Genomic DNA, 25,580 nt, shown 5'->3' with positions numbered 1-25,580 from the left:
CAAATGGCTAATATCTTTATGTCATTAGGTACAGGCGTTTCAGGGCTAAATGCAGCCCAAGTGCAAATAAGCACAACCGGAAACAACATCACAAACGCCGATAGTAACTACTACACAAGGCAGCGTGTAGTCCAGTCAGCATCTCCAGCGATGAACACTGTCCCTGGTGGAGTTGGCACAGGTACGCAAGTAGATACCGTGACAAGGCTTCACGATGAGTTTGCCTATTCAAGACTAAAATATTCATCATCAAATTTAGAAAATACAGGCTACAAACAGAGAATTTTACAAGAGGCGACAAAATACTTCCCAGATCTAAAAGATAATGGCATGGTAAAAGATATACAGGAGTATTTTGCTGCGTGGAACAACTTCGCTTCAAACCCAGATGAGGGCGCTCAAAAGGTAAATCTGATAAACAAAGCTAGCGTTTTAACAGCTAGCATCAACCGCTCATCTAAGATGCTTTATGATATGCACACGCAGATAGATGAGACTATAAAGATAAATATAAACGAGATAAACTCACTTGGCAAGCAAATAGCAAACATCAATAAACAAATTCAAAGAGTTGAATCTGGCGCAGACGCTGGCATCAAGATAAATGCAAACGACCTTCGTGACAAGCGCGATGAGCTAGAGCTTGCTATGTCAAAGCTGGTAAATACAGCCGTTTATAAAAGCGATCTAAAAAGCGAGTCAAGGATAGATACAGGCATAAGCGATCAAGGAAGATACTACAACCTAAATATCGGCGGTGTGAGCATAGTTGATGGTGTAAATTTTCATGAAATTTCTATGAGCTCAACCGAGAGTGGGCAATACACTAAAATTTATTATGAAAGAGAAGATGGCAGACGTATCCCTATGGAGGAGAAGATCACGAATGGCAAAATAGGCGCTGCACTTGATCTTAGAGGCCGCAACTACGAGCCAGATAATGATAAATTTAGCGATGGTATCATCCAAAAATATATCGATAACCTAAATACATTTTCAAAAACTTTAATAACTAGCACAAACAACGTCTATGCCGAGTCTGCGGTTGAAATTTCAAACTCAGATCCGATCAGCTACCTAGAAAACGATAAGACGCTGATGAACCACGACAACAGCATAAGAAACGGCAGTTTTGAAGCCATAGTTTATGATAACAAGGGCAACGTCGTAGCTAAAAAAACTATCGAGATAAACGGTACTACGACGATGAATGATACAAAATACGGCAACTCTGTTGTGCAGGATTTTAACTCAAATTCAGACGATAACAATGACAATAACATGCTAAATGACGTCGATGATTTCTTTGAAGCGTCGTATTTTTATGATAAAAACACGCATCAAGGCACATTTGCGCTCATACCAAAGCAAGCTCAAGGGCTTTATAGCATCTCAATAGTCGATCACGGCACAAATTTTCCAGGCGTTGTTGGCATCAACAGATTTTTTTCTGGCACAAACTCAAATACAATAGGCATAAATCAAAATTTTACCCAAGATCACACAAAGCTTCGTGCCTACTCAAAGCCAATCGTCGGAAACAACGAAGTTGCAAACAAGATGATCCAGCTTCAGTACCAAAAGCAGACATTTTACTCAAGTGGCACTGCGCTTGACAGAGATGAGACGATCGAGGGATATTACCGCTATTTTACGACCGATATGGCGAGCGATACTGAGGCGAACAACACTATTCACGACACAAACACATCTTTGCAAAGGACTGCTGAAGAGGAATTTCAATCAACAAGCGGCGTAGATACCAACGAAGAGCTTACAAACTTAATCCGCTTTCAAGCAAGCTACGGCGCAGCTGCAAAGATCATCACGACAGTTGATCAGATGCTTGACACCCTTCTTTCACTAAAACAATGAGCGAACTAAAGAGCCTTTTAGACGCACACGTACTTAGTAAAAATACAAACCAGGGGCTATTTGACGCCCCAGATCCTCTTCAAGTAGCTACTAAATTTAAAGAGCCAAACATAGCGCTCATTTGCGCGTTATTTGCTTATGGCAACGCAAAAATGATAGTGAAATTTCTAAATTCGCTTGATTTTAGCTTGCTTGATGAGAGCGAGCAAAATATCAAGAAAAATCTATCAAATTTCAAATACCGCTTTCAAAATGAAAACGACGTAAAAGAAATTTTCATCACACTTTCACGCCTGAAAAAAGAGTGCGGCATAGAAGAAATTTTGCGCCAAGGGCTTGCAAAAAATGGCGAGATGATAGAAGCAGTAAATGAGCTTATTAAATTTATATATGGGCTAAATTCTTACCGCTCAGACGGATATGAGTTTTTCTTTGGTAAGAGTTTTAGCAAAGAGCCGCAAAGTCCATATAAACGCTATAACATGTATCTTCGCTGGATGGTGCGAGATAGCGACATCGACCTTGGATTATTTAAAAATTTGCCAAAAGATAGGCTTTTGATGCCACTTGACGTGCACACGCATAGGGTTTCACTAAATTTAGGACTTATAAATAGAAAGAGCTACGACTTCAAAGCGGTCATGGAGCTTACAAAAAAACTTAGAGAATTTGACGAGCTTGATCCCATTAAATACGACTTTGCGCTTTACAGGATAGGGCAGAGCAAAGAGCTAGAAACCATCGTAAAAAATCTCAAAAAATAAAAATTATTGCTAAATTTTTAAATTTAGGATAGACTTGCCATACAATTTTATCCATAAGGAGCTTGTATGAAAAAAATCGTTTTACTAAGTGCAGTTTTAGGAACTTTGCTTTTTGCTCACGAGGGTCATCACTTTGATCCAAAGGCTGGCGAGCATCTAGTCATACCTGTTAATGAGCTAAGCGAAAAGGGCGATAAGAGCGTTGGCGAAGTAGTGGCTGTTAAGACAAACTACGGCGTTGCGTTTTTTCCAAATTTAAAAGGTCTTCCTGCTGGACTTCACGGCTTTCACGTTCACCAAAATGCTGATTGTGGCGCGACTGAGAAAGGCCTTGGCATGAAAGCAGGTGGTCACTGGGATCCAGCTGAGACAAAGATGCACTCATTCGCATGGGACGATAAGGGTCACAAAGGCGATCTACCAGCACTTTACGTAGATGCCGAGGGCAATGCAAACTACCCAGTGCTAGCTCCAAAGATAAAAAATCTTGACGAGCTAAAAGGTCACTCACTAATGGTTCACGTCGGTGGCGATAACCACAGTGACCAACCAAAAGCACTTGGCGGCGGCGGCGCTAGAATGCTTTGCGGCGTTATTAAGTAATAAAGCCCCCACAAAAAGCCTTTAAATTTAACGTTTAAAGGCTTTTTTAAATTTCTCGCTCAAATTTAACTCCCATTTCTAAGATGAAATTTCAAAACTTTAAACTACAATCCGCTTTTAAACTTAAATTTACAAAAGAGTAAAAATGGAATTTGACCTACTTAGCTACGCCCTCTTTTTTGTGGCTGCATTTTTGGGTGGTTTTATCGACGCAATCGCAGGAGGAGGCGGACTGATCACCTTGCCAGCTATCATGGCAATGGGCGTGCCACCTCATCTTGCCCTTGGCACAAACAAGCTTCAAGGCGTCTTTGGCAGCTTCACGGCAACGCTAAATTTCACTAAAAAAGGGCTGATTAATTACAAAGAGTGCTTTATTGGCATAGTTTTTACATTTATTGGAGCTCTCATCGGCGCAACGCTCATCTTATTTTTAAATGCAAATTTCTTAAAAATCATCATTCCATTTTTGCTAATCGCCATCTTCATCTACACGCTTTTTATGCCAAAAATAGGTGAGAGCGACAGGGCTGCAAAGATAAATGAGAGGCTATTTTATGTCATCTTTGGGCTTATTTTAGGTTTTTATGACGGCTTTTTTGGCCCAGGAGCAGGCTCGTTTTGGATGTTTGCGATGGTGGCACTTATCGGGCTAAATTTAAAAAAGGCGGTCGCTCACACAAAGGCTTTAAATTTTACCAGCAACATCGTAACGCTTGGCGTTTTTATAGTAGGCGGGCAGATACTTTGGCTAGTTGGCTTTTTGATGGCTGTAGGGCAAATTTTAGGAGCATATTTTGGCTCAAATTTAGTCATCAAAAAAGAGGTCAAATTTATTAGAACGATGTTTTTGTTAGTTGTCGCAGCGACCATTTGCAAACTGCTTTTTGACTACTTCAAGGCTTAAAATTAAAAATGTTTTAACAATAATTTTGTTACAATCACGCAAAATTCTAAATCTAAGGTAAATCAATGAAAGATTTGTTTCTATTCTCAAATTTGCTAAACCATTCACATGCCTTTGTCTATGCGTTTCACTTTTGCCTTGTAGCTTTGATCATCCTCATCGTTGCCTACATCGCAAGGAGCAAGATGCAGCTTGTGCCAAGAGGCCTTCAAAACATAGTTGAGGCTTATTTAGAGGGCGTTATCTCTATGGGTAAAGATACTTTAGGTAGCGAAAAGCTAGCTAGAAAATACCTCCCACTTGTTGCAACTATCGGTTTTATCGTATTTTTCTCAAACGTCATTGGCATCATCCCTGGCTTTGAGTCACCAAGCTCAAGCTTAAATTTAACTCTAGTTTTGGCTTTGGTTGTATTTATTTACTACAACTTTGAGGGCATTAGAGAAAATGGCTTTTTCAAATACTTTGGACACTTTATGGGACCAAACAAATTTCTAGCTCCTATTATGTTTCCAGTCGAAGTCATCTCACATCTTTCACGTGTAGTTTCGCTATCTTTCCGTCTTTTTGGTAACATTAAGGGCGATGACTTATTTTTGCTTGCGATGCTTACACTTGCACCTTGGTTTGCGCCGCTTCCAGCCTTTGCGCTTCTAACGCTTATGGCTGTTTTGCAAACATTTATCTTTATGATGCTAACTTACGTTTATCTAGCTGGTGCAGTCGCTATTAGCGAGCACGAGCATTAAAATTTAAAGCCATATTTTTATATGGCTTTTCTTTTTTTTTAAATTTCTACTATCTATCAAATTTAACTTTTAGTCAGTATTTCAAATTTTGTTTTATAAATTTTGTGAAGAATTAAGCAGTAAAAATGTGTGCTATCTCTAGCACACATAAATTTATTTTCTGTGGTCGTATTTCCAGCCCATTTTTTCAAGCTTTTCAATGATCTCGACAACGTAGTCAGTCACGCAATCAAGCATCTTTTGACCTTTTTCTAGGCTAGCTTTTGTGCTATCTCCAGTAGCACCTGTCTCTGTTACCTCTTTTATATCCCAGATGATGGTGCTAAACTCGCCAAAACCGATAACATCATGAGGCACTTGTGACTTTGCGTACTCTAAATTTACAAGCTCAGGTTTAACCGCCATAGTTATAGAAGTCTCGCCCTCTCCGCCGTGACCAAGTCCGTCCCAGACGTCAAATGTACCTTTTAGTCTAGCTCCTGTGATGTTCCACCAAGCAGGAATAAAAACCAAAACAGCGTCTTTATGTCTATCTTTTACCTTTCTAGCGGCGATCTCAAGGGCAGGGATGTTGCCGTCGTGGCCATTTAGGATGATGATATGTTTTATGCCGTTATTTATAAGGCTCTCAAAAATGTCTTCAGCGATCGCTATCGTGGTTTCAAACCTAAGAGTGACTGACATAGGAAATTGGTTGTAGTGGATAGAAGTACCAAAAGGCACGCCTGGCACAACGATAGTCTTTTCAAGTCTTAGAGCTGCTCTTTTTGCGATCTCTTCAGGCACAAAAAGGTCAGGGCCAAGCGGCAGGTGCCAGCCATGGCTCTCGCAGCTACCAAAGGTTGTGATAGCGCTATCTATCTCGTGCGCCTCAAATTTTTGCTTTAGCTCTCTTGCGCTAAATTCGTTCAAAACTACCTTTTTCATCTCATCTCCTTGTTAAAAAATTTATAAAATATCGGATAGATAATAATCGTAATAACTAACGCTACAAGACCTGATGGTAGGTCAAATGGAAGCGGCAAATAGTACTGGAAGATAAATCCAAGCAAAGCGCCTATGACAAATGAGATAACGCCAGCCATGTGATAGTCTGGTTCGCTGTTAAATTTAGCGATGTCGTATTTTCCTTTTTTGATGATGTAATAATCAGCTATTAACGGACCAGCAAGAGGCGGAGCAAATGTGCCAAGTATCGTGATAAATGACGCAAAAAACATTTGATAAAAGGCAAATGAGCCAAGCACAGTGCCTACTACGCCAGCGATTAGCACTAGTTTTTTTCTATTTATGTTTAAATTTATGCTTGAGAGCACCGGGCCAGTATATAGCGAGTTGCAGTATAGCTCGGCGTTATTTGTAGTCCAAAGCGATGCTGTCCAAGCGATGACACCGATGATAGCTAAAAGGGCTGACTTTGTTAGCATCCACTCTACGTAGTTAAACTGACCAACGCTTACTGCGCCGATGTAGCCAACTATGTTTAAAAGAGGGTTTGTTAGTATAAAGCAAGCCACGACACCAGCGATGACGGCTTTTACTGATTTGTTAAATCTAAATAGATCAACACCCATAACAGCTCCTGCTATCCAGCTACCAACGACAGCAGTGATGGCATTTCCAAGTCCAAGACCTTGTATATTTTTGGTCTTTTCTAAAAAGGCCTCAGCTCCGCCACCCTCTGCCAACATCTCGTAGCCAACATAGACTGCGATGATCAAGATAACAGGGCTTATAGGGATCGCGATAGCCTCGATAGCTTTGATGCCCACGTATGCTGTGATGGTGAAGATGATGCCAAAGATAAAGCAAGCAAGAAAGACCTCAAGCGTGATCGGTGTGATATCTTTGTAGCCAAAATTTGCCGGATCAAAGACGATGACGCCACTTGGATTGCCTATAAATGAACCCCAAATTTGACCGACCATGCCAGTGATGCTGGCAAACCAGCCAAGTGTTAGCAGCGCCATGATGATCATTGGCAAATTTGCACCTTTCATGCCGTAAGAGTACCTAGAAACTAGTGCTAGGCTCATACCAGTTTTTTGAGCCATTATGCCAAGTAGCGCAGTAATGATACTTAGTGAGCCCATACCCAAAATGATCGCCCAAATGGCAGTTTGAGGTGAGACGCCAGGCTTTCCGCCAAAACCGGCCAGAACGCCACCTATGAAAAGTCCAGTAACAACGTAGCCAAAACCTACCCAGACCATTATCTGGTTAAATGTCGGGCGTCGCTCAGACATCGGAACCGGAGACAGCATACGTTCGCCATCTTCTAAAACAACATTCTCTTTGTCGCTCATACAAGCTCCTTTCATAAAATTTTGTCTTTTTTTATTATAGCTATATTATTTTTTTCTTACGAAAAATATTTAATTTGTAATTTAAATTTTTATCATTAATGTTACGAATTGTTAGTGCTTTTAAATTTCCTTAAAAGCTCCTCTTTAGATATTTTAAAAGAAAGTATCGCTAAAATACGCACTAAAAATTTGCATAAATTTAAAGGTAAAAATATGTTTGAAGTCGTTATCGGTTTAGAAGTTCATACTCAGCTTAATACAAAAACTAAAATTTTCTGCTCTTGCTCGACTAGCTTTGGCGACGAGGCGAACACTCACGTTTGTCCGACCTGCCTAGCTCTGCCTGGAGCGCTACCTGTGCTAAACAAAGAGGCTGTCAAAAAGGCGATCAGCTTTGGCACAGCGATAAACGCTAAAATAAATAAAAAATCAGTCTTTAATAGAAAAAACTACTTCTATCCAGACCTTCCAAAGGCATATCAAATTTCACAGTTTGAGATACCTATCGTAGAAGGTGGCGAGCTCATCATCGACATAAACGGCACTAAAAAACGCATCGGCGTAACTAGAGCGCACCTTGAAGAGGACGCTGGCAAGAACATCCACGAAGAAAACGAGAGTTTGGTTGATCTAAACAGGGCTGGCACGCCGCTTCTTGAGATAGTTAGTGAGCCAGACCTTAGAAGTAGCGACGAGGCGGTGGCTTATCTTAAAAAACTGCACTCGATCCTTCGCTTTTTAAATATCAGCGACGCAAATATGCAAGAAGGTAGCTTCCGCTGCGACGCAAATGTCTCTATCCGTCCAAAAGGCGATACCAAGCTTTACACAAGGGTTGAGATAAAAAACCTAAACTCATTTAAATTTATCCAAAAAGCGATCGACTACGAGGTAGAGCGCCAAAGTGCAGCGTGGGAAGATGGCAAATATGACGAAGAGGTCTATCAAGAGACAAGGCTGTTTGACACGACAAATTTAGTGACAAGATCGATGCGTGGCAAAGAGGATAGCGCGGAGTATAGGTACTTTCCTGACCCTGATTTATTGCCTGTTGAAGTGCCAGAAGAGATGTATAATGAAGCGATAAAAATCCCAGAGCTTGCGGAGCAAAAGGTTGCAAGATATGTTAGCGAGCTAGGCGTAAAAGAGAGCGATGCGCTAAATTTAACCCAAAGCGTTGAGATGGCTAGATATTTTGAAGAGCTAATCGCCGCTGGAATTCAGCCAAAGCTTGCTACTACTTGGCTCATAGTCGAGCTTCTTGGCCGCTTAAATAACGGTGTAACGATTGAGACAAGCCCAGTTGGCAGCGCCAAGATGATAAATTTACTAAAACGCATAGAAGATGGCACGATAAGCGGCAAGGCTGCAAAAGAGGTGCTAGACTACCTGATGGAGCATGACGTGGACGTAGATAGCGTCATCGAAAAGCTTGGCTTAAAACAAGTGAGCGACGACTCAGCGATCATCGCGATCATAGATCAAATTTTAGCTGCAAACGCCGACAAAGTAGAAGAGTATAAAAACGGCAAAGATAAGATGTTTGGCTTCTTTGTCGGTCAAGTGATGAAAGAGGGCAAGGGTGCCTTTAACCCAGGCAAGGTCAATGAGCTTTTAAAGGCCAAAATAGGCTAAAAAAAGGGCTAAAATGAGCATAGCAGTCATCGGAGCTGGCAAGTGGGGCAGTGCGCTTTTTCACGCATTTAGTGAAAATAACGAGTGCGTCATCAGCTCAAGAACGCCAAGAGAGATGCCAAATTTTGTAAGCTTGGATGAAGCTTTGGAGTGCGAATACCTAGTTTGCACGATCCCAACGCAAGCTACAAATTTATGGTTAAAACAAAACTACAAAAACAAAGGTCAAAAGATCCTAGTCGCCAGCAAGGGCATAGACACGGCAAATCTTAAATTTCTAAATGAAATTTATGAAGACTTTGTTGATAGAGAAAATTTAGCCTTTCTCTCAGGGCCAACCTTTGCAAAAGAGATCATGCAAAAGCTACCTTGTGCCTTGGTGGTAAATTCTAAAAATGAAAATTTAGCTTTAAAATTTGCCTCATTTTTCCCAAGCTACATGAAAGCATACACCTCTGATGATGTGATCGGCGCTGAGGTGTGCGGGGCGTATAAAAACGTGATCGCCATAGCTGGTGGCATCTGCGACGGACTTGGTCTTGGCAACAACGCAAGGGCGAGCCTCATTTCTCGTGGGCTTGTCGAGATGGCTAGATTTGGCAAATTTTTTGGTGCAAAAGACGAGACATTTATGGGGCTAAGCGGCGCAGGGGACCTGTTTTTAACCGCCTCATCGATACTTTCACGCAACTACCGCGTAGGTCTTGGCATCGCAAGGCACGAGAGATTAGAGAAAATTTTAAATGAGCTTGGCGAGGTGGCTGAGGGTGTGGATACCGCAAGGGCTATTAGCAAGATCGCTAAAGAAAAGGGCATATATGTGCCGATTGCTAGCGAGGTTGAAAATATGCTAAATGGTAAAGACGTTTTTGAGAGCGTAAAATCGCTTTTGGGAAGAAGATGAGAGCTTTTAAATTTATACTTTTTATGGCTATTTTTACTCTTGGGCTAAACGGCGCAGAGGTGAGCCTAAGAGCCAAGGTCTCGCAGATGATAATGGTCGGCTTTAACGGCGCTAGCACAAAAGACGCTGCATTTCGCGCGATGTTAAGCGACGCTGGATATGAGAGATTTGGCGGTGTGATGCTACTTGGCAGAAATGTCACCAGCAAAGCCCAGCTAAAAGCTAGCATAAAGGCGATCAAAGAGAAAAGCCCTAAAATTTTCATCGCTATCGACGAAGAGGGCGGCAACGTAAGCCGCATGAAGGACAAGAGCTTTGATGGCCCATATCCTAGCGCATACGAGGTCGCAAGCACACTTGATATCAAAAGCGCTTATGATCTCTACTCAAAAATGGCCATAAATTTAAAAGAGTGTGGAATAAATTTAAATTTCGCCCCAGTGGTCGATCTACACGATGAAAACTCGCCGATCATCGCCGCTAAGCAAAGGGCGTTTAGCGAGTATGCAAGCAAGATAGTGATCTACGCTGATGCCTTTATGGACGCATTTAAAGAACAGGGCATCCTAACGACACTTAAGCACTTCCCAGGGCATGGCAGCTCAAAAGAGGACTCGCATAAAAATAAGAGCGAGGTCATGCTAAGCAAAGATGCGCTACTGCCATACAAAGACGCCATAAGCACCGGTAGAGCGCAGATCATCATGGTCGGGCACCTTTTTGTAAAGGGTATCGACGAGGACAATCCAGCCACACTTTCTAAAAAAATAATAACCGATCTGCTTCGCAATGAGCTTAAATTCAATGGTGTGGTTATCAGCGATGATATGCTGATGAAAGGCGTTGGAGATGAGACTTTGGCGCAAAAAGTGGTGAAATTTATAAACGCTGGCGGTGACATCTTGCTCTTTAGCGAGTTTAAGATAAATAACCAAAGAACGGCCGATCTAGTCACTCAGATCATAGTGGATGCTGTAAATGAGAAAAAGATCAGCAAAGAGCGGATAGACGCATCATATAAGAGGATAATGGTTCTAAAAGCGAAGCTTTAAATTTGGTTTTTGGAAAGTTACGCTAGTAAATTTGCGTTATTTTCGTCTTTTTCAAGATCAAAATATAAAATTTCAAGCCACATTACATCTTCGTATCTAAATTTCATAGTTTTTTGTCTTGTGTCATCTATCTTTGGATAGATAAGGTATAGCTTGTCACACTCGTGTTTTTTGCCGTAAGCATATAACTGATATAGGTCAGCTTGTGAGATATCATCTTTTGAGCTTATGATCTTCCATTTTGTGTCGGCCAATTTATTTTTTAAAAATATGTCAGGTCTTAGTTTGAAGCTTTTTGGATCTTCAATGAGGTGTTTTTCTGAGTGTTGTAATATTGTGCTTGCAAAGCTTTTCTTTATAAAATCTCCAACATAGCTTTCAAATAGTGCATTCATATCAAAAAGCAAGGCAAAGGCTAGATCATCGCCCTTGTGCGGAGTAAAAGAGTTGTCAAGCAAAAAGATCTTGCACCATAAAAGAGTTTGTTCGTAGTGTTTTACTTGGCGATTTATGATGAGCTTTTCAAAGAAATTTTTATAATCATCGCACGTAGAAACTTCGTCAAACATAAATAAAAACTCGCGTATTTTTTGCTGGTTTTTACTAGAATTTGACTTTTTGCATAGAAATTTAAGTGTTGTTTTTATGATCCTATTTATCTTTATATCGCTTAAAAATTCGCTATATCTTACGTAAAACCGCTCTTTGTGGATGCTATTTCTTTTTATCTGCTCGTTTATATTTAGCTTCCCTTTTAGGAAATTTAGGTTCTCTTCTAGCGCCACATAGTCGCTCTTTATCCCCTTTTTTACAAGAGCTTCAAGCTCACATAAAAACATAGAGATGAAAATTTCCAAAAGCGGTAAATTTTGGGTTTTTAAACTGGCTAAATTTGAGCTTTTAAATGGGAAATTTTTTAGCGTTCTTAGCATTTTTATAAAAACTGCTTTTGATCTTTCGGCGTCGTTTTTGTCTGCTATTTTTGGCAAAATCTCTATCGTTAAGCCACTTTTTGTCTGCAAAACGCCGACATAGTTTCTAGCTTGTATAAATTTCCCGCCAACCCCGCTTGCTATCCTTAAAAAAGGCGCATTTTCATCGCTATTTTTAAGGATAAAATTTTCTATATCGCCAAAGTCTTTTTTGCATATATCGTGCTGATATATGCGCTCAAACTCAGTTATTGTTAGCTGACTTTGCTTCATCTTTAATTTACTTGGTTATAAATTTTTATGTAACTTTGCGGATTATCAAAAGCTGTTTTGTTTATTTTGTATAACATTTTGTCTTCTATATCATCGATACTTTTTCCAAATAAATCGCTCGCTTTTCTCTCTTCTTTAGTTATAAATTGGCAATCTTCATTTTTTTGACTATCGCCTAAAACCAGCCTAATCTTCTCCCAGTCGTCGTAAAAATACTCTTGCAGTAGCGGTAAAATTCTGTTTTTAAAGACAATTGCAAGCGTGCCAATATCTGACACATCTATAAAATAAGCATGCCCTATCGTGTGATCTCTATCATAAAGATACTCTATGCGCTCATTTATCGTTTTTAGCATTTCTCCGATATCTATATCAGCGACTTCTTTTAGGTCACTATACTCTGGCATCATCTCCACAAACTCAAACCTTCTTCTAAGAGCCGTATCCATAAGGGCTATGCTTCGATCTGCTGTATTCATCGTGCCTATTATGTATAAATTTGACGGCACTCCAAATTTCTCTTTTGAATATGGCAGCTCGACCATTATCTCGTCATCTGCTCCAAGCCTTTTTGACGGCTCTATGAGAGTTATGAGCTCACCAAAAATTTTCGATATATTTCCGCGGTTGATCTCGTCGATAAAGATGGCATATTTTGGTGTGTTTTCATTAAAAAACTTTTGTCGCTCATCTTTTGGCAGATCGCAAAAATCCCTAAGTTTGCCTTTGTAATCACTAAGAAGCAAAGCATTTTCGCAGCACTGATAAAAAATGCCTTTTGATATCTCATAAGTTATATCGCCATTTTCGTTTTCGTCATCAAATACTGGCTTTATACCCTCAACAAATTCCTCATATCCGTAGCTTTGGTGAAATGTTATAAATTTAAAATTTTCTTTAGTGTAGCTTGTGCCTACTTTTTTATCTTTTATCTCTTTGTATTTTTCGTAAAGCTCTATGGCCTCAGGACACTCATCATTAAGTATTTTTGTATCTACACACCATTCACTTTTCTCATTTTTCTCAAATATAAAAGGAGGGTCTTTTCTTTTAATATTTACATACTTACAATCCATTTTTGTATGAGACAGTAAAACTGTAGATATTGTCTGGTTTGGTTTTTTTGAATTTGATTTTATTGATTTTAATTTAAATAAAGTGTGATTTACTATGTCGTTATTTAACTTAACCCAACCACTATTAATATTTGAAATAGCTGCATCATATAATATGGCTGCAGCCACTTGAAACCAAGTGTAGTTTTCTATTTTTAACATTTCATATAGCGCGTCAGTGTCATCGTTCGATTTTACATTGAGATTTTGAGTAAAATTATCCATGATCTTTGAAAGCCTATATGTTTTTCCTGTTCCTGGAGGGCCATATAAAATTTGATTTAGTGGAAAATTTACCTTAGCTTTTTGTTGTCCATTGTTTTCTGTTGGCATCGTCTCTAATTTACCTTTTTTAAAATCTCTATAATAATTTACTGCACGCATATACTTATTAAAAGTTTGTTCATTTCTGCCTGTTTTTGTAAATTCTTGTTCTAAATATTTTATATCCGCATTATCATAATCGGAAAATGAATAAATTTTATTATCTTCCAAAAAACTAATGAAGTTTTTTAAGTAAGAATGATAGGCTTTAACAGAGCTATTCTCCATATATTTATTCTTATCACAGTAGTCCTGAAAACCATCGTAATCTATAAATTCAAACACGCTTACTCCTTTAATTATCAAAATTTACCAAAGCTACTTTCACAACCCATCAAATTCTTTCTTTAGTTCGTCCCTTAGCTCCTTGGCTCTATCTTCGCCGTTTTTGAAATTTGCCTTCACAAAGCCATCGATCTCGTCTAAAATTTCAACCAGTTCGCTCTCCCAGTTTGCATTTTCCCGCTTTAAAAGCGCCTCGACCTTATCTCTTATCTGCTCTAAGGTATCAAGCGCTTTGTCTTTGTCGCCAGCTCCATTTAGCGCATCTTCAAAGAGTATGTCTTGTCTTAAAGCATTTATCTTTTTTTGTATGACATTGCAAAATTTAGGGTATTTCTCAGCGTTATTTAAATTTTGCAAAACCTCTTGCGCAGCTTTTTGATATGCAGGCACCGCTCCTTCATCGTCAAGCTTTTTGGTTAGTTTTTGTATCTGAAAATATAAAATAAGCGCCGCAAAAAACGCAAGCAGCAAATAGATCGTAACGCTATTCATTTTTACTCCTTTTTCTAAATTTATCTACGCTAATTATCGCAAGCGCCAGCCAGATCATACAAAATGAGATGACTTTGTAGCCGTCTAAAATTTCGCCATAAACGAAGACCGCGCAAAGGATCGCGATGGTTGGTGAGATGTATTGCAAGTAGCCGATAGTCGTTAAATTTATCCTTGTCGTAGCTGCGTTAAAAGCGACAAGTGGCACGATAGTGACGATGCTTGAAGCGATCATTAAAAGTGAGTCCTTGTTTAGTCCAAAGTGGCTTTGTGAGTGAAAAACCAGCCATAAAACGTAGCCAAGCGCAAATGGAAACATAAAAAATGTTTCAATAAAAAGCCCATTAAATGCGCTAATCTTCGCCATCTTTCTAACCATCGCGTAAAATCCAAACGAAAGCGGCAAGATGATAGAGACAAGTGGCAGGCCACCTTTGGCGTAAATTTGTACACAAACGGCTGCGATGACGATGCAAACGGCTATGGCGCTAGCTTTGCTCAGGCGCTCTTTAAAGATGATGACGCCAAGGAGCATGCTTATCAAGGGATTTATAAAATATCCCAAACTCGTGTCTAAAATTTTGCCGCTACCCACCGCATAGACATAAACGCCCCAGTTTATGGTGATAAAAATACCGCTTAAAAATAGAGCCTTTAGCGAGCGGATATCTTTAAGAAGCGCAAAAATTTCGCCCATTTTGCCATTAATGCAAAGCACTGCCGCCATCAAGAAAAATGACCAGATGATCCTGTGGGCTAAAATTTCATAAGCATCGACATCTTTACTAAATAGGTTGAAATAAACCGCCAAAAACCCCCACATAAAAAAGGCGCTAAGCGCGAGAATAACGCCTTTTTGGCTCTCATTTAGTCTTGGTATTTTTGTCGCCTTTTATAGAATTTATACTATCTATCATCAAAAGCGTGACAGAGATGGCTAGGCAGATCATCAAAAAGTATGAGCTTTTCTCCAGTCTCTCTCCGATGGCAAATGAGACAAAGAGCATCATTATAGGCTCAAAATATGTAAGCAAACCTAGTACATTTATCGGCACGAGCGTGCTTGAGAGGATCTGGGCGATGAGGGCTATGCCGCTGATAGCACCAAGCAAGATGAGCAGATAGTAGATGTTTGGATTTTGGCTCATTACGTAGTCCATATCGGCTGTGAGCGCAAAATAAAATGAGAATAAAAACATAAAAATTATCTCTATAACAAAGCTTGAGAAATTTGCAAGGTTGTAGTACTTTCTAATGGTAAAATAGACTGGATAAAGGCAAAAAACTACAGCGCTCTCCCACGAGATGCCACCACTAATGACTGCTGTGCTAAAGACGCCAATGGCAGCGAAAAATATCGATGCTAACTTTGTTTTTGAGAGGTGCTCTTTGAAAAATATCCGTCCAAAAAGGACCATGACTATTGGCATGATGAGGTAGCCTATCGAGACTTTTAGCGCTGCGCCGTTACTTGGAGCCCAGAGATAGAGCCACATCTGAAATGAGACGATGAGCGAGGTGGCAAGCAAAACTAGTAAAATTTTAGGTTTCAGCTTTATTTTTAGAAGTAAAAATTTGAAATTTCGCTGCTGTTTTAACAAAAAAATGGCGGCGATGACAAAAGGCATGGCAAAGATCATGCGGTATCCAATAAGAGCTTGCGTGCTGATGGGGTTCATGAGCACTGACATGTAGTAAATGCAGTTAAATAAAACTGATGCCAAAAGCGAATAAAAAATGCCTTTTATCATGAAAAAAATCTTCTCTTTTTTTGGGTAAATTTAAAGTAGCGATTGTATGCAAAATATCTTTAATAACCCATTAATGGCTTTTATTTTTTAAGTTTTGCGTGATATAATCAGCGCTAAATTAAGGTAAAAGATAGGAAAATTTATGACTTGGAACAGAGATAGTTGGAGAGAATTTAACATCTTACAACAACCAACTTATCCAAATTTAAAAGAGCTAAAAGAGGCTGAAGAAAAACTAAAAGCACTTCCGCCTTTGGTATTTGCTGGTGAGGCTAGAAGTCTTAAAAATGAGCTTGCAAAAGTTTGCAGTGGCGAGGCCTTTTTGCTTCAAGGTGGCGACTGCGCTGAGAGTTTTGCAAATTTTAGCGCAAACAACATCAGAGATATGTTTAAGGTCTTGCTTCAAATGGCGATAGTTTTAACCTTTGGTGGTGGCTGTCCGGTGGTCAAAGTAGGCCGCGTGGCAGGGCAGTTTGCAAAGCCTAGAAGTAGTGATTACGAAGAGGTAAATGGCGTTAAATTACCAAGCTATAGAGGCGACATCATAAATGGCTTTGAATTTGACGAGCAGGCAAGAATCCCTGACCCAAAACGCATGATAGAGGCTTACTATCAAAGTGCTTCTACGATGAACCTCTTAAGAGCCTTTTCAAGAGGAGGCTTAGCTGATCTTCATCAGGTGCATAAGTGGAATTTAGGCTTTGTTAAAAAGCCAGAGATCGGCGAGAAATACGCAAAACTAGCCGATGATCTAACAAAAACTCTATCTTTCATGGCAGCTTGTGGCATCACTTCAGCAAATACCCCAGCGATAAATCAAACCGCAGTCTATACATCTCACGAGGCACTGCTTTTGCCTTATGAAGAGGCGCTAACTAGGGTTGATAGCCTTAGTGGCGAGTGGTATGACTGCTCGGCTCACATGCTTTGGATAGGCGAGAGGACGCGCGGCATAAACGACGCTCACGTGCATTTTTTAAGTGGCGTGAAAAATCCTATCGGTGTAAAGATCGGACCAAGCGCAAAGGCAGAAGATGTCGTAGCGCTTGCAAATAAGCTAAATCCAGAAAATGAAGCTGGCAGGCTAAATGTGATAATCAGAATGGGCGCTGATAAGATCGGCGAAAATTTACCAAAAATTTTAAGAGAGCTAAAGCGTGAGGGGCTAAATATCGTTTATAGCATAGACCCGATGCATGGTAACACCGTTAAGACCTCAAACAACTACAAAACTCGTGAATTTAGTAAAATTTTAAGCGAGGTTAGAAGCTTTTTTGAAATTCATAAAGCTGAGGGCACAAGAGCAGGCGGTGTGCACCTTGAGATGACTGGCAAAGATGTGACAGAGTGCACCGGCGGCGCGCTAAACATCACTGAAAGCTCGCTAAAAGAGAGATATGAGACGCAGTGCGATCCAAGACTAAATGCTGATCAGGCTTTAGAGCTTGCATTTTTGATGGCTGATCTAGTTAAAAAAGCTTAAAATTTATAAAATTTGGAGAAAAATATGGCAAATATTTATGATCTAATAGTAGTTGGCGGCGGACCTTGTGGCATAGCTAGCGTAGTAGAGGCTAAAAGAAATGGCTTAAGTAATGTTTTGCTCCTTGAAAAAGGCGATAACCACAGCCAAACGATCAGAAAATTTTATAAAGACAATAAACGCGTAGATAAAGAGTATAAAGGGCAAGATAGCACGATACATGGGCTAGTTTCGTTTGAAGATGGCACAAAAGAGAGCACGCTTGATTATTTTGACAAGCTACTTGACTCTGAGAATATCGAGGCTTTTTTTAACTCTGAGGTCGAAAGCGTAAAAAAAGAGGGAGAAATTTTTAAAGTAACTACCTCAAAAGCTGTCTATGAAGCCAAAAACGTGATGGTCTCGATCGGCAAAATGGGACGACCAAACAAACCTGACTATAAGATCCCGCCATCACTAAATTCAGTTGTAAATTTTAACCTTGATAACTGCACAAACGGCGAAAAAGTGCTAGTTGTGGGCGGTGGTAACTCTGCGGTTGAGTATGCTATCGAGCTTTGTCAGTATAACAAAACTACGATCGCTTACAGAAAAGATAAATTTAGCCGTGTAAATGAGACAAATTTAAGCGCACTTTGGGAGCTTGAGAAGCATAATAAGATAAAAGTAAGGCTAAATCACGATATAACCGAGATCGATAATGAATCAGGCAAGGTAAGAGTGCATTATGAAAATGGCAAGATCCGTGTCTATGACAGGGTTGTTTATGCGATCGGTGGCTCAAGTCCAGTTGATTTTTTACAAAAATGCCAGATAAAAACTGATGAAAAAGGCACTCCGATAGTTGATAGCAATTACCAAAGTAGCGTGCCAGGACTATATGTGGGAGGAGATATCGTTTTAAAAAATGGTGGCTCGATCGTAGTCGCACTAAATCACGCTCATAGCGTCATCAAAGACATCTTAAAAGGCAAGGCACAAGCTTGATAAATAAAATCGCACTAGCTATTGTTTGTCTGATAGCTGGCTTTTCTCTCTCGTTTTTGAAATTTCAAAAAGAGGACGAGGCGCCAAAAGATACTAATCAAACGATTTATTCTATAAATTTTGATGATCTCCCTGAAGAAGAGAAGCAAAGATATGTAAGCAAAGATGATCTTTACGAGTATGGCGGCTACATCACGCCAAAGAGCTACATGCAAAATTTTGTTGATGATAAGGATCTAAATTTATCAAACAATGTAAATGAGCTTCAAGAGCAAGTGCGCGAGCTAAGCAAAAAAAATGAAATTTTAGCCGCTGATAATGTCGATATGAGCGAGAAAAATTTAGACTTTATAAGCAAAATTTCAGAGATGAAAAGAAATATCGAAAATGAAAAAAATGAGATAGTAGAAAAAAATCAAAAGGCTCTTGGCGAGCTTGAGGCGCAACACTTTGAAAATATCCAAGCTTTGACAAAGCGCCTAAATGAAGCGCAAGCTGATATGATAGAGAGCTCAAAGGCTTATGAGAAAAAGATAATCGACCTTGAAAATGCGATAAATGACGCTAGAAATGGCGATGAGAGCAAGCTAAAAGATGCCAAGGCCAGCTTTAACAAATTTAAAGAGAGCTTTGAGGCAAACTACACCGCTTTAAAAGAGCAAAATAACGAGCTAAATGCGACACTTGCGCAAAAAGAGGCTCTTATAAAAGAGTATGAAAAAGCTCAAAGTGAAAAAGATAGAGGCGAGAAAAAAGAAATTTTGCTTTTAAAAGAGGAGATCGAGCGAGTTAAAAATGACGCCGACACTCAAAAATTTAGCTACGAAAAAGAGATAAATGCGCTAAATGATGGCTTTGAGACGCAAAAGAGCGTTATGGAGGATGAGCTTTCTAAAAAGGCAAATAAGATAATCGACTTGCAGGAGGCTCTTGAGTCAAACAAGACTGCACTAAAAGATAGAATTTACGAGCTTGAAGAGATCAAGAAAAACCTAAACTCAAAAGATCTAATGGCGCAAAGTTATAATGGCAAAAATTTAGAGCTAAATGCCTCGCTTGCGGCACTTCACAAAAGCTTTGATGATCTAAAGCAAAAGAGTTTAAAAAGCGAGCAAGAGAACAAGCTTGCAAATGAAAATATAAGCTCGCTTAAAAAAGAGCTTGAGAGGGCAAATGCTCTAAATAAAAAGCTTGAAAAGCAAAATTTAGACGCGAACTCAACTCTAAATGAGCTAAGCAAAAAGCTAAGTTTGAGCGAAGAGAGCCTTAAAAAGAGCCAAGAAGAGCTAAAAGCACTTGATACGAAGACAACTAAATTTATAAAAACGCTATTTGATCAAAACCAAACCATCTCTTTGCAGTCACAAAAACTTGGCTCAAACGAGGGTGAGCTGAAGAATTTGAGCGCAAAGCTTGATCTAAAAGACGCGAAGATAAAAGAGCTTGAAGAAAATGTCACAAAGACAAGCCAGATGCTCCTCGCCAAGCAAAACGAGCTAGAAACGCAAAAAAGAACGCTAAAGATCGATATGCAAAACTATGAAATTTTGCGCCAGCAGATAAATATGCTACAAAAAAAGATAGTTGATACCTCAACATTTTTAACTGACAACAACAAAAGTGGCGGCAAAAATTTACTAAGCTTGCAAAATGAACTAGAAAATGCAAAGCAAAAGCTAAACGAGAGCAACAAGACGATCGAACGGCTAAACTCAAAGATAAGTGAGCTAAGCTCGAGCGGTCATAAAGGTGGAGCTGTAAATGCCCAGATCATCGAGCTTCAAAAAGATATCGAGCAAAATTTAAACAGACAAGACGAGCTTGAAAATGAAAATGTAAATTTAAAAAATATCTTACAAGCTACGACCAAGCCAGAGACCCCAACAAAGCTTGTCCTCATCTCTAGCATCGAGTGCGACGATATGGACTCAAAGGACAAGGTGAGCATAATGTGCAAAAACAGAGTGAGCGAGTTTTTACAGAGATTTAACTCAAACTATATGTATGAGATCATCCCGATCGTGGATAAGAAAAATTTTGTCATCCCGTCAAATGTCGCTCAAAATATCAAAAAAGATGACCTTGGCAAGCTAAATAACTACGTAAATTACGGCGTTGGCAAGGAGCGTGCAAAGGCAGCGGCTGAGCTTATAAAAGAGGAATTTGGCGACTTTGCAAGGATCAGCTTTAGCTCTGAAGTGATCGTAAAAGATGTGACGCGCGGCTTTATCATCAAGGTTTATAGATGATCTTAGCCCAGCTTGAAAATGGCTATCGCTACAACAGCGATACGCTCGTTCTTTATGATTTTATTTGCGCGAGTGTAGGCGAAATTTCTGGTAGAGTTTTGGACGTTGGAGCAGGGTGCGGGATACTTGGACTTTTGCTTAAGCGTGATTTTCAAAAGATAGATCTAAGCATGCTTGATCTTTTGGAGCTAAATAGCGAAATTTCAAGCTTTAACGCAAAGAGCAACTGCTTAGAGGCTAGAGCTATAACGGCTGATTTTGCAAATTTTAAAGATAGTGAGAAATTTGATCTAATCATCTCAAATCCGCCCTTTTATCATGACGGTGTTACAAAAAGCCAAAATGAGCACATAAAAGTTAGCAGATATGCAAGCTCGCTAAATTTAAAGGATTTTATAAGAGGCATAAGCGTAAATTTAAAGCCACATAAAAGGGCGTTTTTTTGCTATGCGCCAGATGATCTTAGCGAGATAGCAGCTTGCTTAAAAGAGTATAAGCTAAATTTGGTGAGCTTAAAATTTGTCCATACTAAAAAGGATAAGCCAGCAAATTTGGCTTTGCTTGAAGTGCGAAACAACTCAAACTCAAAGCTAAAAGTCCTGCCGCCTCTTGTGATGAGCGAGGATGGCGCGCACACGAAAGAGGCAAGCGAGATATTTAAAAAAGCAGATACAAACAGTGTCTCTTACAAGGAGATAGCGTGAGAGCCCAGGGTTTTAGCTATGAGTTTGATCCTAGTTTTTGCGAGAGTTGCGGAGGCAAATGCTGCACTGGCGAGAGCGGCTACATCTGGATAGATGAGGGCGAAATTTTAAAATTTTGTGCCGCTTTTGATATGCCAAAAGATGAGTTTGAGAGCAAATTTCTAATAAAAGTGGGCGTAAGGCGAAGCATCAAAGAAAAGCCTTATGATGACGGTTTTGCTTGCATATTTTTTGATGAGAAAAATAAAAACTGCTCGGTTTATGAGTTAAGACCTAAGCAGTGCAGGACATTTCCGTTTTGGGATTATTTTAAAAAAAATTTAAAGGAGCTAAGAGCAGAATGCATTGGCGTAAAATTTTAATAATTTTTATAAGCGTATTTTTTAGCACACATCTGCTTGCAGATGACAACAAAAGTGTAAATTTACGCCTAATGCAAGCTCTCATCTCGCAAGATAGTGGCGATGTAAATGCTAGCATCCAGACCTATCTAGGGCTTTTTAAAGAGACAAATCAAAAGACCTATCTAAAAGAGGCGATCAAGCTAGCCTTTGCTACAAAAAATGAAAATTTAGATAGCCTTATGAGTGATGGCGAGAAGAGCTTAAAAGATGATAGTGATTTTATCAGGATCAAGGTTGCAAATTTGGTCAATCTCTCTAAGCTAAACGAGGCAAAAGAGCTGATGCAAGAGCTTGCCACAAAAGAGCCAAACGCCCAAAATTTACTCATGCTTGGCACTATTTGCATGATGCAAAATGATACAGTAACGGCGCTAAAATACTTTGAAGAGGCATACTCGTTAAAGCCTGAAGAGGAGAATTTGCTCCGCATCGTTGATATCCTTTTAAACCGTATGGATAATGTAAATGATGCGACAAAATACCTCGAGAAATTCCGCGAGGAGCAGGGCTGCACTCAAAAGACATGCGAGCTTTTGGCTGAAATTTACTCTCAGCAAAGAAATTTCCCAAAGGTGATCGAGCTTTTTGAAGAGATCTACGACATCACTCACGACACCTCTTATCTTGACAAGATCGTGCAGTATTTTGTCTATGCTAAAAATTATAAAGCGGCTATTGAAATTTTGAAAAAATATGGCTACAACGACGCCACACTGATGGATCTTTACGCTGCGACTGGAAATTTTGGCGATGCATACGTTTTGGCGGTTAAAATTTATAACGATAGCAGGGATCTAAATTTCTTAGCAAAGGCCGCCATCTACGAGTATGAGATGAATAAAGATAGTCTAGATGAGAAAAAGATCACTGATATCTTAGATAAATTTGAAGCTAGCGTGCCAAAGCTTAATAACGATATGTTTTTTAACTACTACGGCTACTTGCTCATTGATCACGAGATAGACCCTAGAAAGGGCGTGGAGATGGTGCAAAAGGCGCTTGAGATCTCGCCAGACTCGCCTTACTATGAGGACTCGCTAGCGTGGGGTTATTTCAAGCTTGGCGAGTGCAAAAAGGCAAAGGGCATAATGATGCACGCGATGAAAGATGTTGATTTTAAGGCTTCAAAAGAGGCAAAAGAACACTTGCACCTAATCGAGCGCTGCATAATAAATTTAAACAAAAGGCTTAAAAAATGATACTTGATGAGATCATAAAAAAGACAAAAGATGATCTAGAAAAACGCAAGGCAGACTTTCCGCAGGAGTGGCTAGGTCGATCTTTGGCATACAACCCATACGTGCCAAGAGACGTTTTGGGCGCACTTAGATCAAGTAAAGATGAGCCTATGAAGATAATAGCTGAGATAAAAAAAGCAAGCCCAAGCAAAGGCGTGATAAGAGAGGACTTTGAGCCGATAAAAATAGCGCAGGAGTACGAGCAGCACGCAAATGCCTTTAGCATCCTAACCGAACCTCACTGGTTTAAAGGCGACATAGAGTACATCACACAGGTTCGCCGCTACGCATCAAGGCCGATCCTTAGAAAAGACTTTATCGTTGATAAGTATCAAATTTTAGAAGCACTTGTTTATGGAGCGGACTTTATCCTGCTCATCGCCAAAGCTCTAACTCAAGGCGAGCTAAAAGAGCTACTTGAGTACGCGCACCACTTGGGGCTTGAGGTCTTAGTAGAGACGCATGATGCTAGGGATGTAAAAAAGGCGGTCTTTGCAGGGGCAAATATAATAGGGATAAATCATAGAAATTTAGATGATTTTACGATGGATATGAGCCTTTGCGAGAAGCTTGTGCCGCTTTTGCCAAACGGCAAGATAATAGTCGCTGAAAGTGGTCTTTACGAGCATGAGCAGCTTTGCGAGCTAAACAAGATCGGAGTCGATGCCTTCTTGATAGGAGAGCATTTTATGAGGCAAGATGATATAAAAAACGCCGTTAAAAAGATAAAGGAGGGCGAGTGATGCAGCACCTTTGTGCCCCTTGGAGAAGCGAGTATTTCAGCGCAAAAAAAGATAGTTGCGTCTTTTGCGAGGTCATAAATTCAAAAGAAGACGACGAAAAAAATGGCGTGCTTTTTCGTGCTAAGCACTGCTTTGGGATCATGAATTTATATCCATATTCGCCTGGACACTTTATGATCATACCAAATCACCACACCGACAAGATCGAGGAGCTTGACGAGCAGACGTGGTTTGAGATGAGTAAATTTGTAAGGCTTGGGGTTGAAATTTTAAAGCGCGAGCTTCATGCTCAGGGCGTAAATATCGGTATGAATTTAGGCAAGGCAGCAGGCGCTGGCATAGCTGAGCACGTGCATTATCACCTTGTGCCAAGGTGGAGTGGGGATACAAATTTCATCACGACGATCGCCGATGTTAGGGTAAATGGTACGCCGTTTCATCCGCTTTATCAAAAGCTAAAAAAGGCTTTTAGTGGCGTTATTTGAGATTGATATCGAGCAGTGGCTGGGAAAAAGGGGCGAGTTTGAAGTCCTGATAGACGCTAGATCGCCGCATGAGTATGCCTACTCGCACATAAAAGATGCTCTAAATTTATACGCACTTGATGACGCTGAGCATAAAGAGGTAGGCACAATCTACAAAAGCGACAGAGCCCTAGCTAAGAGCCTTGGCGCAAAATACATCTGCAAAAATTTACAAAATATCATCGACGAGGTCTATAAAAGGGCTAAGGTTGGTTCAGCAGTTGGCATCTACTGCGCAAAGGGCGGGCTTAGATCAAGCTCGGTTGGCTTTGTGCTAAGCATGATCGGATATAGAATTTATAGACTAAATGGCGGCTATAAGGCTTATAGAAATCATGTTTTGGAGTTTTTAGAGCGTCCTTTAAGCACGAAATTTATCACTCTTTTTGGCAACACTGGCTGCTATAAAAGCAAGCTTATAAGGGCACTCTCGCCGTCAATCGACCTTGAAGCGATGGCAAATCACCTAGGCTCAGTCTTTGGCGCGATAAACGGCGCGCAGCCTAGCCAAAAGTGCTTTGAAGATGCGCTCTTTGAAAAGCTCATCACGCTAAAAGATCAAATTTGCTTTATCGAGGGCGAGAGCAGAAGGATCGGCTCGCTAACACTTCCAAAAAGCCTTTATGAGGCGATGCGTTGTGGCATCTGTGTTGAGGTTAGCGCGAGCTTGGAGAATAGAATTTCATGCATCACAAGCGACTATAAAAGCGTGGATAAAGCCTTTTTTGATGAGTGCATAAAGAAAATTTCGCCCTTTATCGATAAAGAGGCCAGAGATGAGGCGGTGGCTAAATTTAACGAAAACGACATCGCCAAAGTAGCTGAAATTTTACTCACAAAATACTACGACAAGGTCTATAAGAAAAATGAAAACATTGATGTTTTTGTAAGCTCTGACGACTTTGAAGAGGCTGTTAAAAAGCTAAATTTGATAAGAACTGAGGCGAAATTTTAAATCCTTGTGACGCTTTGTTTGGGGGTAAAATTTATCTACAAATTTAAATTTGCTCTATTTTGCTAGGTCAAATTTACTTTTAATTTTAATATAGATCGGTTTTTTGCACTTAAAAATGGCTTAGTTTAAGGCCATTTTTATACTTCGACATAAATTTTTTGCTAATTTTGTGAAAATTTCTAGTTAAATTTATCTGTTTTTCTTGGTTGGCTTGGTTGGCTTGGTTGGCTTGGTTGGCTTGGTTGGCTTGGTTGGCTTGGTTGGCTTGGTTGCGAGCGAACGCTACCGTCCAAGAGGTCGTATGGGTGCTTTGGGTGGATATGCTT

At 39.9% G+C, this 25,580-nt stretch carries 24 protein-coding genes; 17 read left to right on the top strand and 7 right to left on the bottom strand.

The window, feature by feature from the left end; all coding sequences use genetic code 11:
* The first annotated feature begins 3 nt into the window (after positions 1–3).
* From flgK to CVT14_RS09815, 5 genes are all read left to right on the top strand, one after another.
* Complete coding sequence (gene flgK / locus CVT14_RS09835; RefSeq protein ID WP_107850240.1) at positions 4–1,875, top strand: flagellar hook-associated protein FlgK; 1,872 nt, start codon at positions 4–6, stop codon at positions 1,873–1,875.
* Entirely contained in the window at positions 1,872–2,639 is a 768-nt protein-coding gene (locus tag CVT14_RS09830; protein ID WP_107850239.1) for a TIGR02757 family protein, read from the top strand. The genes flgK and CVT14_RS09830 overlap by 4 nt, the downstream gene beginning before the upstream one ends.
* Before the next feature lie 66 nt (positions 2,640–2,705).
* Complete coding sequence (locus CVT14_RS09825) at positions 2,706–3,242, top strand: superoxide dismutase family protein (protein ID WP_002942317.1); 537 nt, start codon at positions 2,706–2,708, stop codon at positions 3,240–3,242.
* A gap of 145 nt (positions 3,243–3,387) precedes the next feature.
* A complete protein-coding gene (locus CVT14_RS09820; RefSeq protein WP_107850238.1) occupies positions 3,388–4,149 on the top strand; it encodes a TSUP family transporter in 762 nt (253 codons plus the stop codon).
* 65 nt (positions 4,150–4,214) lie between these two features.
* On the top strand, positions 4,215–4,898 hold the full coding sequence (locus tag CVT14_RS09815) for a F0F1 ATP synthase subunit A (protein ID WP_002942300.1): 684 nt from the start codon (positions 4,215–4,217) through the stop codon (positions 4,896–4,898).
* A gap of 153 nt (positions 4,899–5,051) precedes the next feature.
* On the opposite strand, the gene CVT14_RS09810 is transcribed toward CVT14_RS09815, so the two are convergent.
* Both CVT14_RS09810 and CVT14_RS09805 read right to left on the bottom strand, forming a co-directional pair.
* Entirely contained in the window at positions 5,052–5,825 is a 774-nt protein-coding gene (locus CVT14_RS09810; protein WP_107850237.1) for a creatininase family protein, read from the bottom strand.
* Positions 5,822–7,204, bottom strand: coding sequence for a purine-cytosine permease family protein (locus tag CVT14_RS09805; protein ID WP_107850236.1), 1,383 nt, complete (start codon positions 7,202–7,204; stop codon positions 5,822–5,824). Before CVT14_RS09805 ends, CVT14_RS09810 begins: the two co-directional genes overlap by 4 nt.
* 213 nt (positions 7,205–7,417) lie before the next feature.
* On the opposite strand from CVT14_RS09805, the gene gatB reads away from it, so the two are divergent.
* The 3 genes from gatB to CVT14_RS09790 are packed head-to-tail and all read left to right on the top strand — an operon-like array spanning position 7,418 to position 10,795.
* Complete coding sequence (gatB, locus tag CVT14_RS09800; protein ID WP_107850235.1) at positions 7,418–8,839, top strand: Asp-tRNA(Asn)/Glu-tRNA(Gln) amidotransferase subunit GatB; 1,422 nt, start codon at positions 7,418–7,420, stop codon at positions 8,837–8,839.
* Positions 8,840–8,852: 13 nt separating this feature from the next.
* Positions 8,853–9,743: an NAD(P)H-dependent glycerol-3-phosphate dehydrogenase gene (locus tag CVT14_RS09795; RefSeq protein ID WP_103602706.1), complete on the top strand. Its 891-nt coding sequence runs from the start codon at positions 8,853–8,855 to the stop codon at positions 9,741–9,743.
* Positions 9,740–10,795 (top strand): glycoside hydrolase family 3 N-terminal domain-containing protein, encoded by a 1,056-nt coding sequence (locus tag CVT14_RS09790; RefSeq protein ID WP_107850234.1) that lies wholly within the window; start codon positions 9,740–9,742, stop codon positions 10,793–10,795. Before CVT14_RS09795 ends, CVT14_RS09790 begins: the two co-directional genes overlap by 4 nt.
* Positions 10,796–10,812: 17 nt before the next feature.
* Here CVT14_RS09790 and CVT14_RS09785 read toward each other — a convergent pair whose 3' ends face one another.
* The 5 genes from CVT14_RS09785 to rarD (CVT14_RS09765) are packed head-to-tail and all read right to left on the bottom strand — an operon-like array spanning position 10,813 to position 15,967.
* The gene (locus tag CVT14_RS09785; protein WP_107850233.1) at positions 10,813–12,000 is read right to left on the bottom strand and encodes an McrC family protein; all 1,188 of its coding nucleotides are present in this window, start codon (positions 11,998–12,000) and stop codon (positions 10,813–10,815) included.
* A gap of 2 nt (positions 12,001–12,002) precedes the next feature.
* On the bottom strand, positions 12,003–13,724 hold the full coding sequence (locus tag CVT14_RS09780; RefSeq protein ID WP_234403127.1) for an AAA family ATPase: 1,722 nt from the start codon (positions 13,722–13,724) through the stop codon (positions 12,003–12,005).
* Positions 13,725–13,763: 39 nt separating this feature from the next.
* On the bottom strand, positions 13,764–14,216 hold the full coding sequence (locus CVT14_RS09775; RefSeq protein ID WP_107850232.1) for an aryl-sulfate sulfotransferase: 453 nt from the start codon (positions 14,214–14,216) through the stop codon (positions 13,764–13,766).
* Positions 14,209–15,063, bottom strand: a complete 855-nt coding sequence (rarD, locus tag CVT14_RS09770; protein WP_265094444.1) for an EamA family transporter RarD — start codon at positions 15,061–15,063, stop codon at positions 14,209–14,211. Before rarD (CVT14_RS09770) ends, CVT14_RS09775 begins: the two co-directional genes overlap by 8 nt.
* 16 nt (positions 15,064–15,079) lie before the next feature.
* Positions 15,080–15,967, bottom strand: a complete 888-nt coding sequence (gene rarD / locus CVT14_RS09765; RefSeq protein WP_009293763.1) for an EamA family transporter RarD — start codon at positions 15,965–15,967, stop codon at positions 15,080–15,082.
* Between the two features lie 142 nt (positions 15,968–16,109).
* On the opposite strand from rarD (CVT14_RS09765), the gene CVT14_RS09760 reads away from it, so the two are divergent.
* From CVT14_RS09760 to mnmH, 9 genes are read left to right on the top strand one after another with little or no spacing between them, the layout of a single operon-like run.
* Complete coding sequence (locus CVT14_RS09760) at positions 16,110–17,450, top strand: class II 3-deoxy-7-phosphoheptulonate synthase (protein ID WP_107850230.1); 1,341 nt, start codon at positions 16,110–16,112, stop codon at positions 17,448–17,450.
* A 24-nt stretch (positions 17,451–17,474) separates the two neighbouring features.
* Positions 17,475–18,437: an NAD(P)/FAD-dependent oxidoreductase gene (locus tag CVT14_RS09755; RefSeq protein ID WP_107850229.1), complete on the top strand. Its 963-nt coding sequence runs from the start codon at positions 17,475–17,477 to the stop codon at positions 18,435–18,437.
* Positions 18,434–20,686 (top strand): vesicular transport factor Uso1p, encoded by a 2,253-nt coding sequence (locus CVT14_RS09750; protein WP_107850228.1) that lies wholly within the window; start codon positions 18,434–18,436, stop codon positions 20,684–20,686. Before CVT14_RS09755 ends, CVT14_RS09750 begins: the two co-directional genes overlap by 4 nt.
* Entirely contained in the window at positions 20,683–21,390 is a 708-nt protein-coding gene (locus CVT14_RS09745) for a tRNA1(Val) (adenine(37)-N6)-methyltransferase (protein ID WP_107850227.1), read from the top strand. The genes CVT14_RS09750 and CVT14_RS09745 overlap by 4 nt, the downstream gene beginning before the upstream one ends.
* Positions 21,387–21,752, top strand: coding sequence for a YkgJ family cysteine cluster protein (locus CVT14_RS09740; RefSeq protein ID WP_103631642.1), 366 nt, complete (start codon positions 21,387–21,389; stop codon positions 21,750–21,752). The genes CVT14_RS09745 and CVT14_RS09740 overlap by 4 nt, the downstream gene beginning before the upstream one ends.
* Complete coding sequence (locus CVT14_RS09735; RefSeq protein ID WP_107850226.1) at positions 21,731–22,993, top strand: tetratricopeptide repeat protein; 1,263 nt, start codon at positions 21,731–21,733, stop codon at positions 22,991–22,993. The genes CVT14_RS09740 and CVT14_RS09735 overlap by 22 nt, the downstream gene beginning before the upstream one ends.
* The gene (gene trpC / locus CVT14_RS09730; protein WP_107850225.1) at positions 22,990–23,775 is read left to right on the top strand and encodes an indole-3-glycerol phosphate synthase TrpC; all 786 of its coding nucleotides are present in this window, start codon (positions 22,990–22,992) and stop codon (positions 23,773–23,775) included. Before CVT14_RS09735 ends, trpC begins: the two co-directional genes overlap by 4 nt.
* Complete coding sequence (locus tag CVT14_RS09725) at positions 23,775–24,260, top strand: HIT family protein (RefSeq protein ID WP_002942290.1); 486 nt, start codon at positions 23,775–23,777, stop codon at positions 24,258–24,260. The genes trpC and CVT14_RS09725 overlap by 1 nt, the downstream gene beginning before the upstream one ends.
* Complete coding sequence (mnmH, locus tag CVT14_RS09720; protein ID WP_021089784.1) at positions 24,247–25,254, top strand: tRNA 2-selenouridine(34) synthase MnmH; 1,008 nt, start codon at positions 24,247–24,249, stop codon at positions 25,252–25,254. Before CVT14_RS09725 ends, mnmH begins: the two co-directional genes overlap by 14 nt.
* Positions 25,255–25,580 lie beyond the last annotated feature (326 nt).

The organism is Campylobacter concisus (assembly GCF_003048445.1).
In the GTDB taxonomy this organism is placed as follows: Bacteria; Campylobacterota; Campylobacteria; order Campylobacterales; family Campylobacteraceae; genus Campylobacter_A; species Campylobacter_A concisus_BF.
Note: the sequence above shows the minus strand (reverse complement) of the source record. Positions and strands in the feature narration are given on the sequence as shown.

Coding starts and splice junctions, on each gene's coding strand:
- CVT14_RS09775 (WP_107850232.1), bottom strand. CDS start 14,216: ATGAATAGCGTTACGATCTATTTGCTGCTTGCGTTTTTTGCGGCGCTT.
- CVT14_RS09795 (WP_103602706.1), top strand. CDS start 8,853: ATGAGCATAGCAGTCATCGGAGCTGGCAAGTGGGGCAGTGCGCTTTTT.
- CVT14_RS09820 (WP_107850238.1), top strand. CDS start 3,388: ATGGAATTTGACCTACTTAGCTACGCCCTCTTTTTTGTGGCTGCATTT.
- CVT14_RS09760 (WP_107850230.1), top strand. CDS start 16,110: ATGACTTGGAACAGAGATAGTTGGAGAGAATTTAACATCTTACAACAA.
- CVT14_RS09725 (WP_002942290.1), top strand. CDS start 23,775: ATGCAGCACCTTTGTGCCCCTTGGAGAAGCGAGTATTTCAGCGCAAAA.
- CVT14_RS09785 (WP_107850233.1), bottom strand. CDS start 12,000: ATGAAGCAAAGTCAGCTAACAATAACTGAGTTTGAGCGCATATATCAG.
- CVT14_RS09755 (WP_107850229.1), top strand. CDS start 17,475: ATGGCAAATATTTATGATCTAATAGTAGTTGGCGGCGGACCTTGTGGC.
- CVT14_RS09825 (WP_002942317.1), top strand. CDS start 2,706: ATGAAAAAAATCGTTTTACTAAGTGCAGTTTTAGGAACTTTGCTTTTT.
- CVT14_RS09810 (WP_107850237.1), bottom strand. CDS start 5,825: ATGAAAAAGGTAGTTTTGAACGAATTTAGCGCAAGAGAGCTAAAGCAA.
- gatB (WP_107850235.1), top strand. CDS start 7,418: ATGTTTGAAGTCGTTATCGGTTTAGAAGTTCATACTCAGCTTAATACA.
- CVT14_RS09790 (WP_107850234.1), top strand. CDS start 9,740: ATGAGAGCTTTTAAATTTATACTTTTTATGGCTATTTTTACTCTTGGG.
- trpC (WP_107850225.1), top strand. CDS start 22,990: ATGATACTTGATGAGATCATAAAAAAGACAAAAGATGATCTAGAAAAA.
- CVT14_RS09830 (WP_107850239.1), top strand. CDS start 1,872: ATGAGCGAACTAAAGAGCCTTTTAGACGCACACGTACTTAGTAAAAAT.
- flgK (WP_107850240.1), top strand. CDS start 4: ATGGCTAATATCTTTATGTCATTAGGTACAGGCGTTTCAGGGCTAAAT.
- rarD (WP_009293763.1), bottom strand. CDS start 15,967: ATGATAAAAGGCATTTTTTATTCGCTTTTGGCATCAGTTTTATTTAAC.
- CVT14_RS09735 (WP_107850226.1), top strand. CDS start 21,731: ATGCATTGGCGTAAAATTTTAATAATTTTTATAAGCGTATTTTTTAGC.
- CVT14_RS09745 (WP_107850227.1), top strand. CDS start 20,683: ATGATCTTAGCCCAGCTTGAAAATGGCTATCGCTACAACAGCGATACG.
- CVT14_RS09815 (WP_002942300.1), top strand. CDS start 4,215: ATGAAAGATTTGTTTCTATTCTCAAATTTGCTAAACCATTCACATGCC.
- CVT14_RS09805 (WP_107850236.1), bottom strand. CDS start 7,204: ATGAGCGACAAAGAGAATGTTGTTTTAGAAGATGGCGAACGTATGCTG.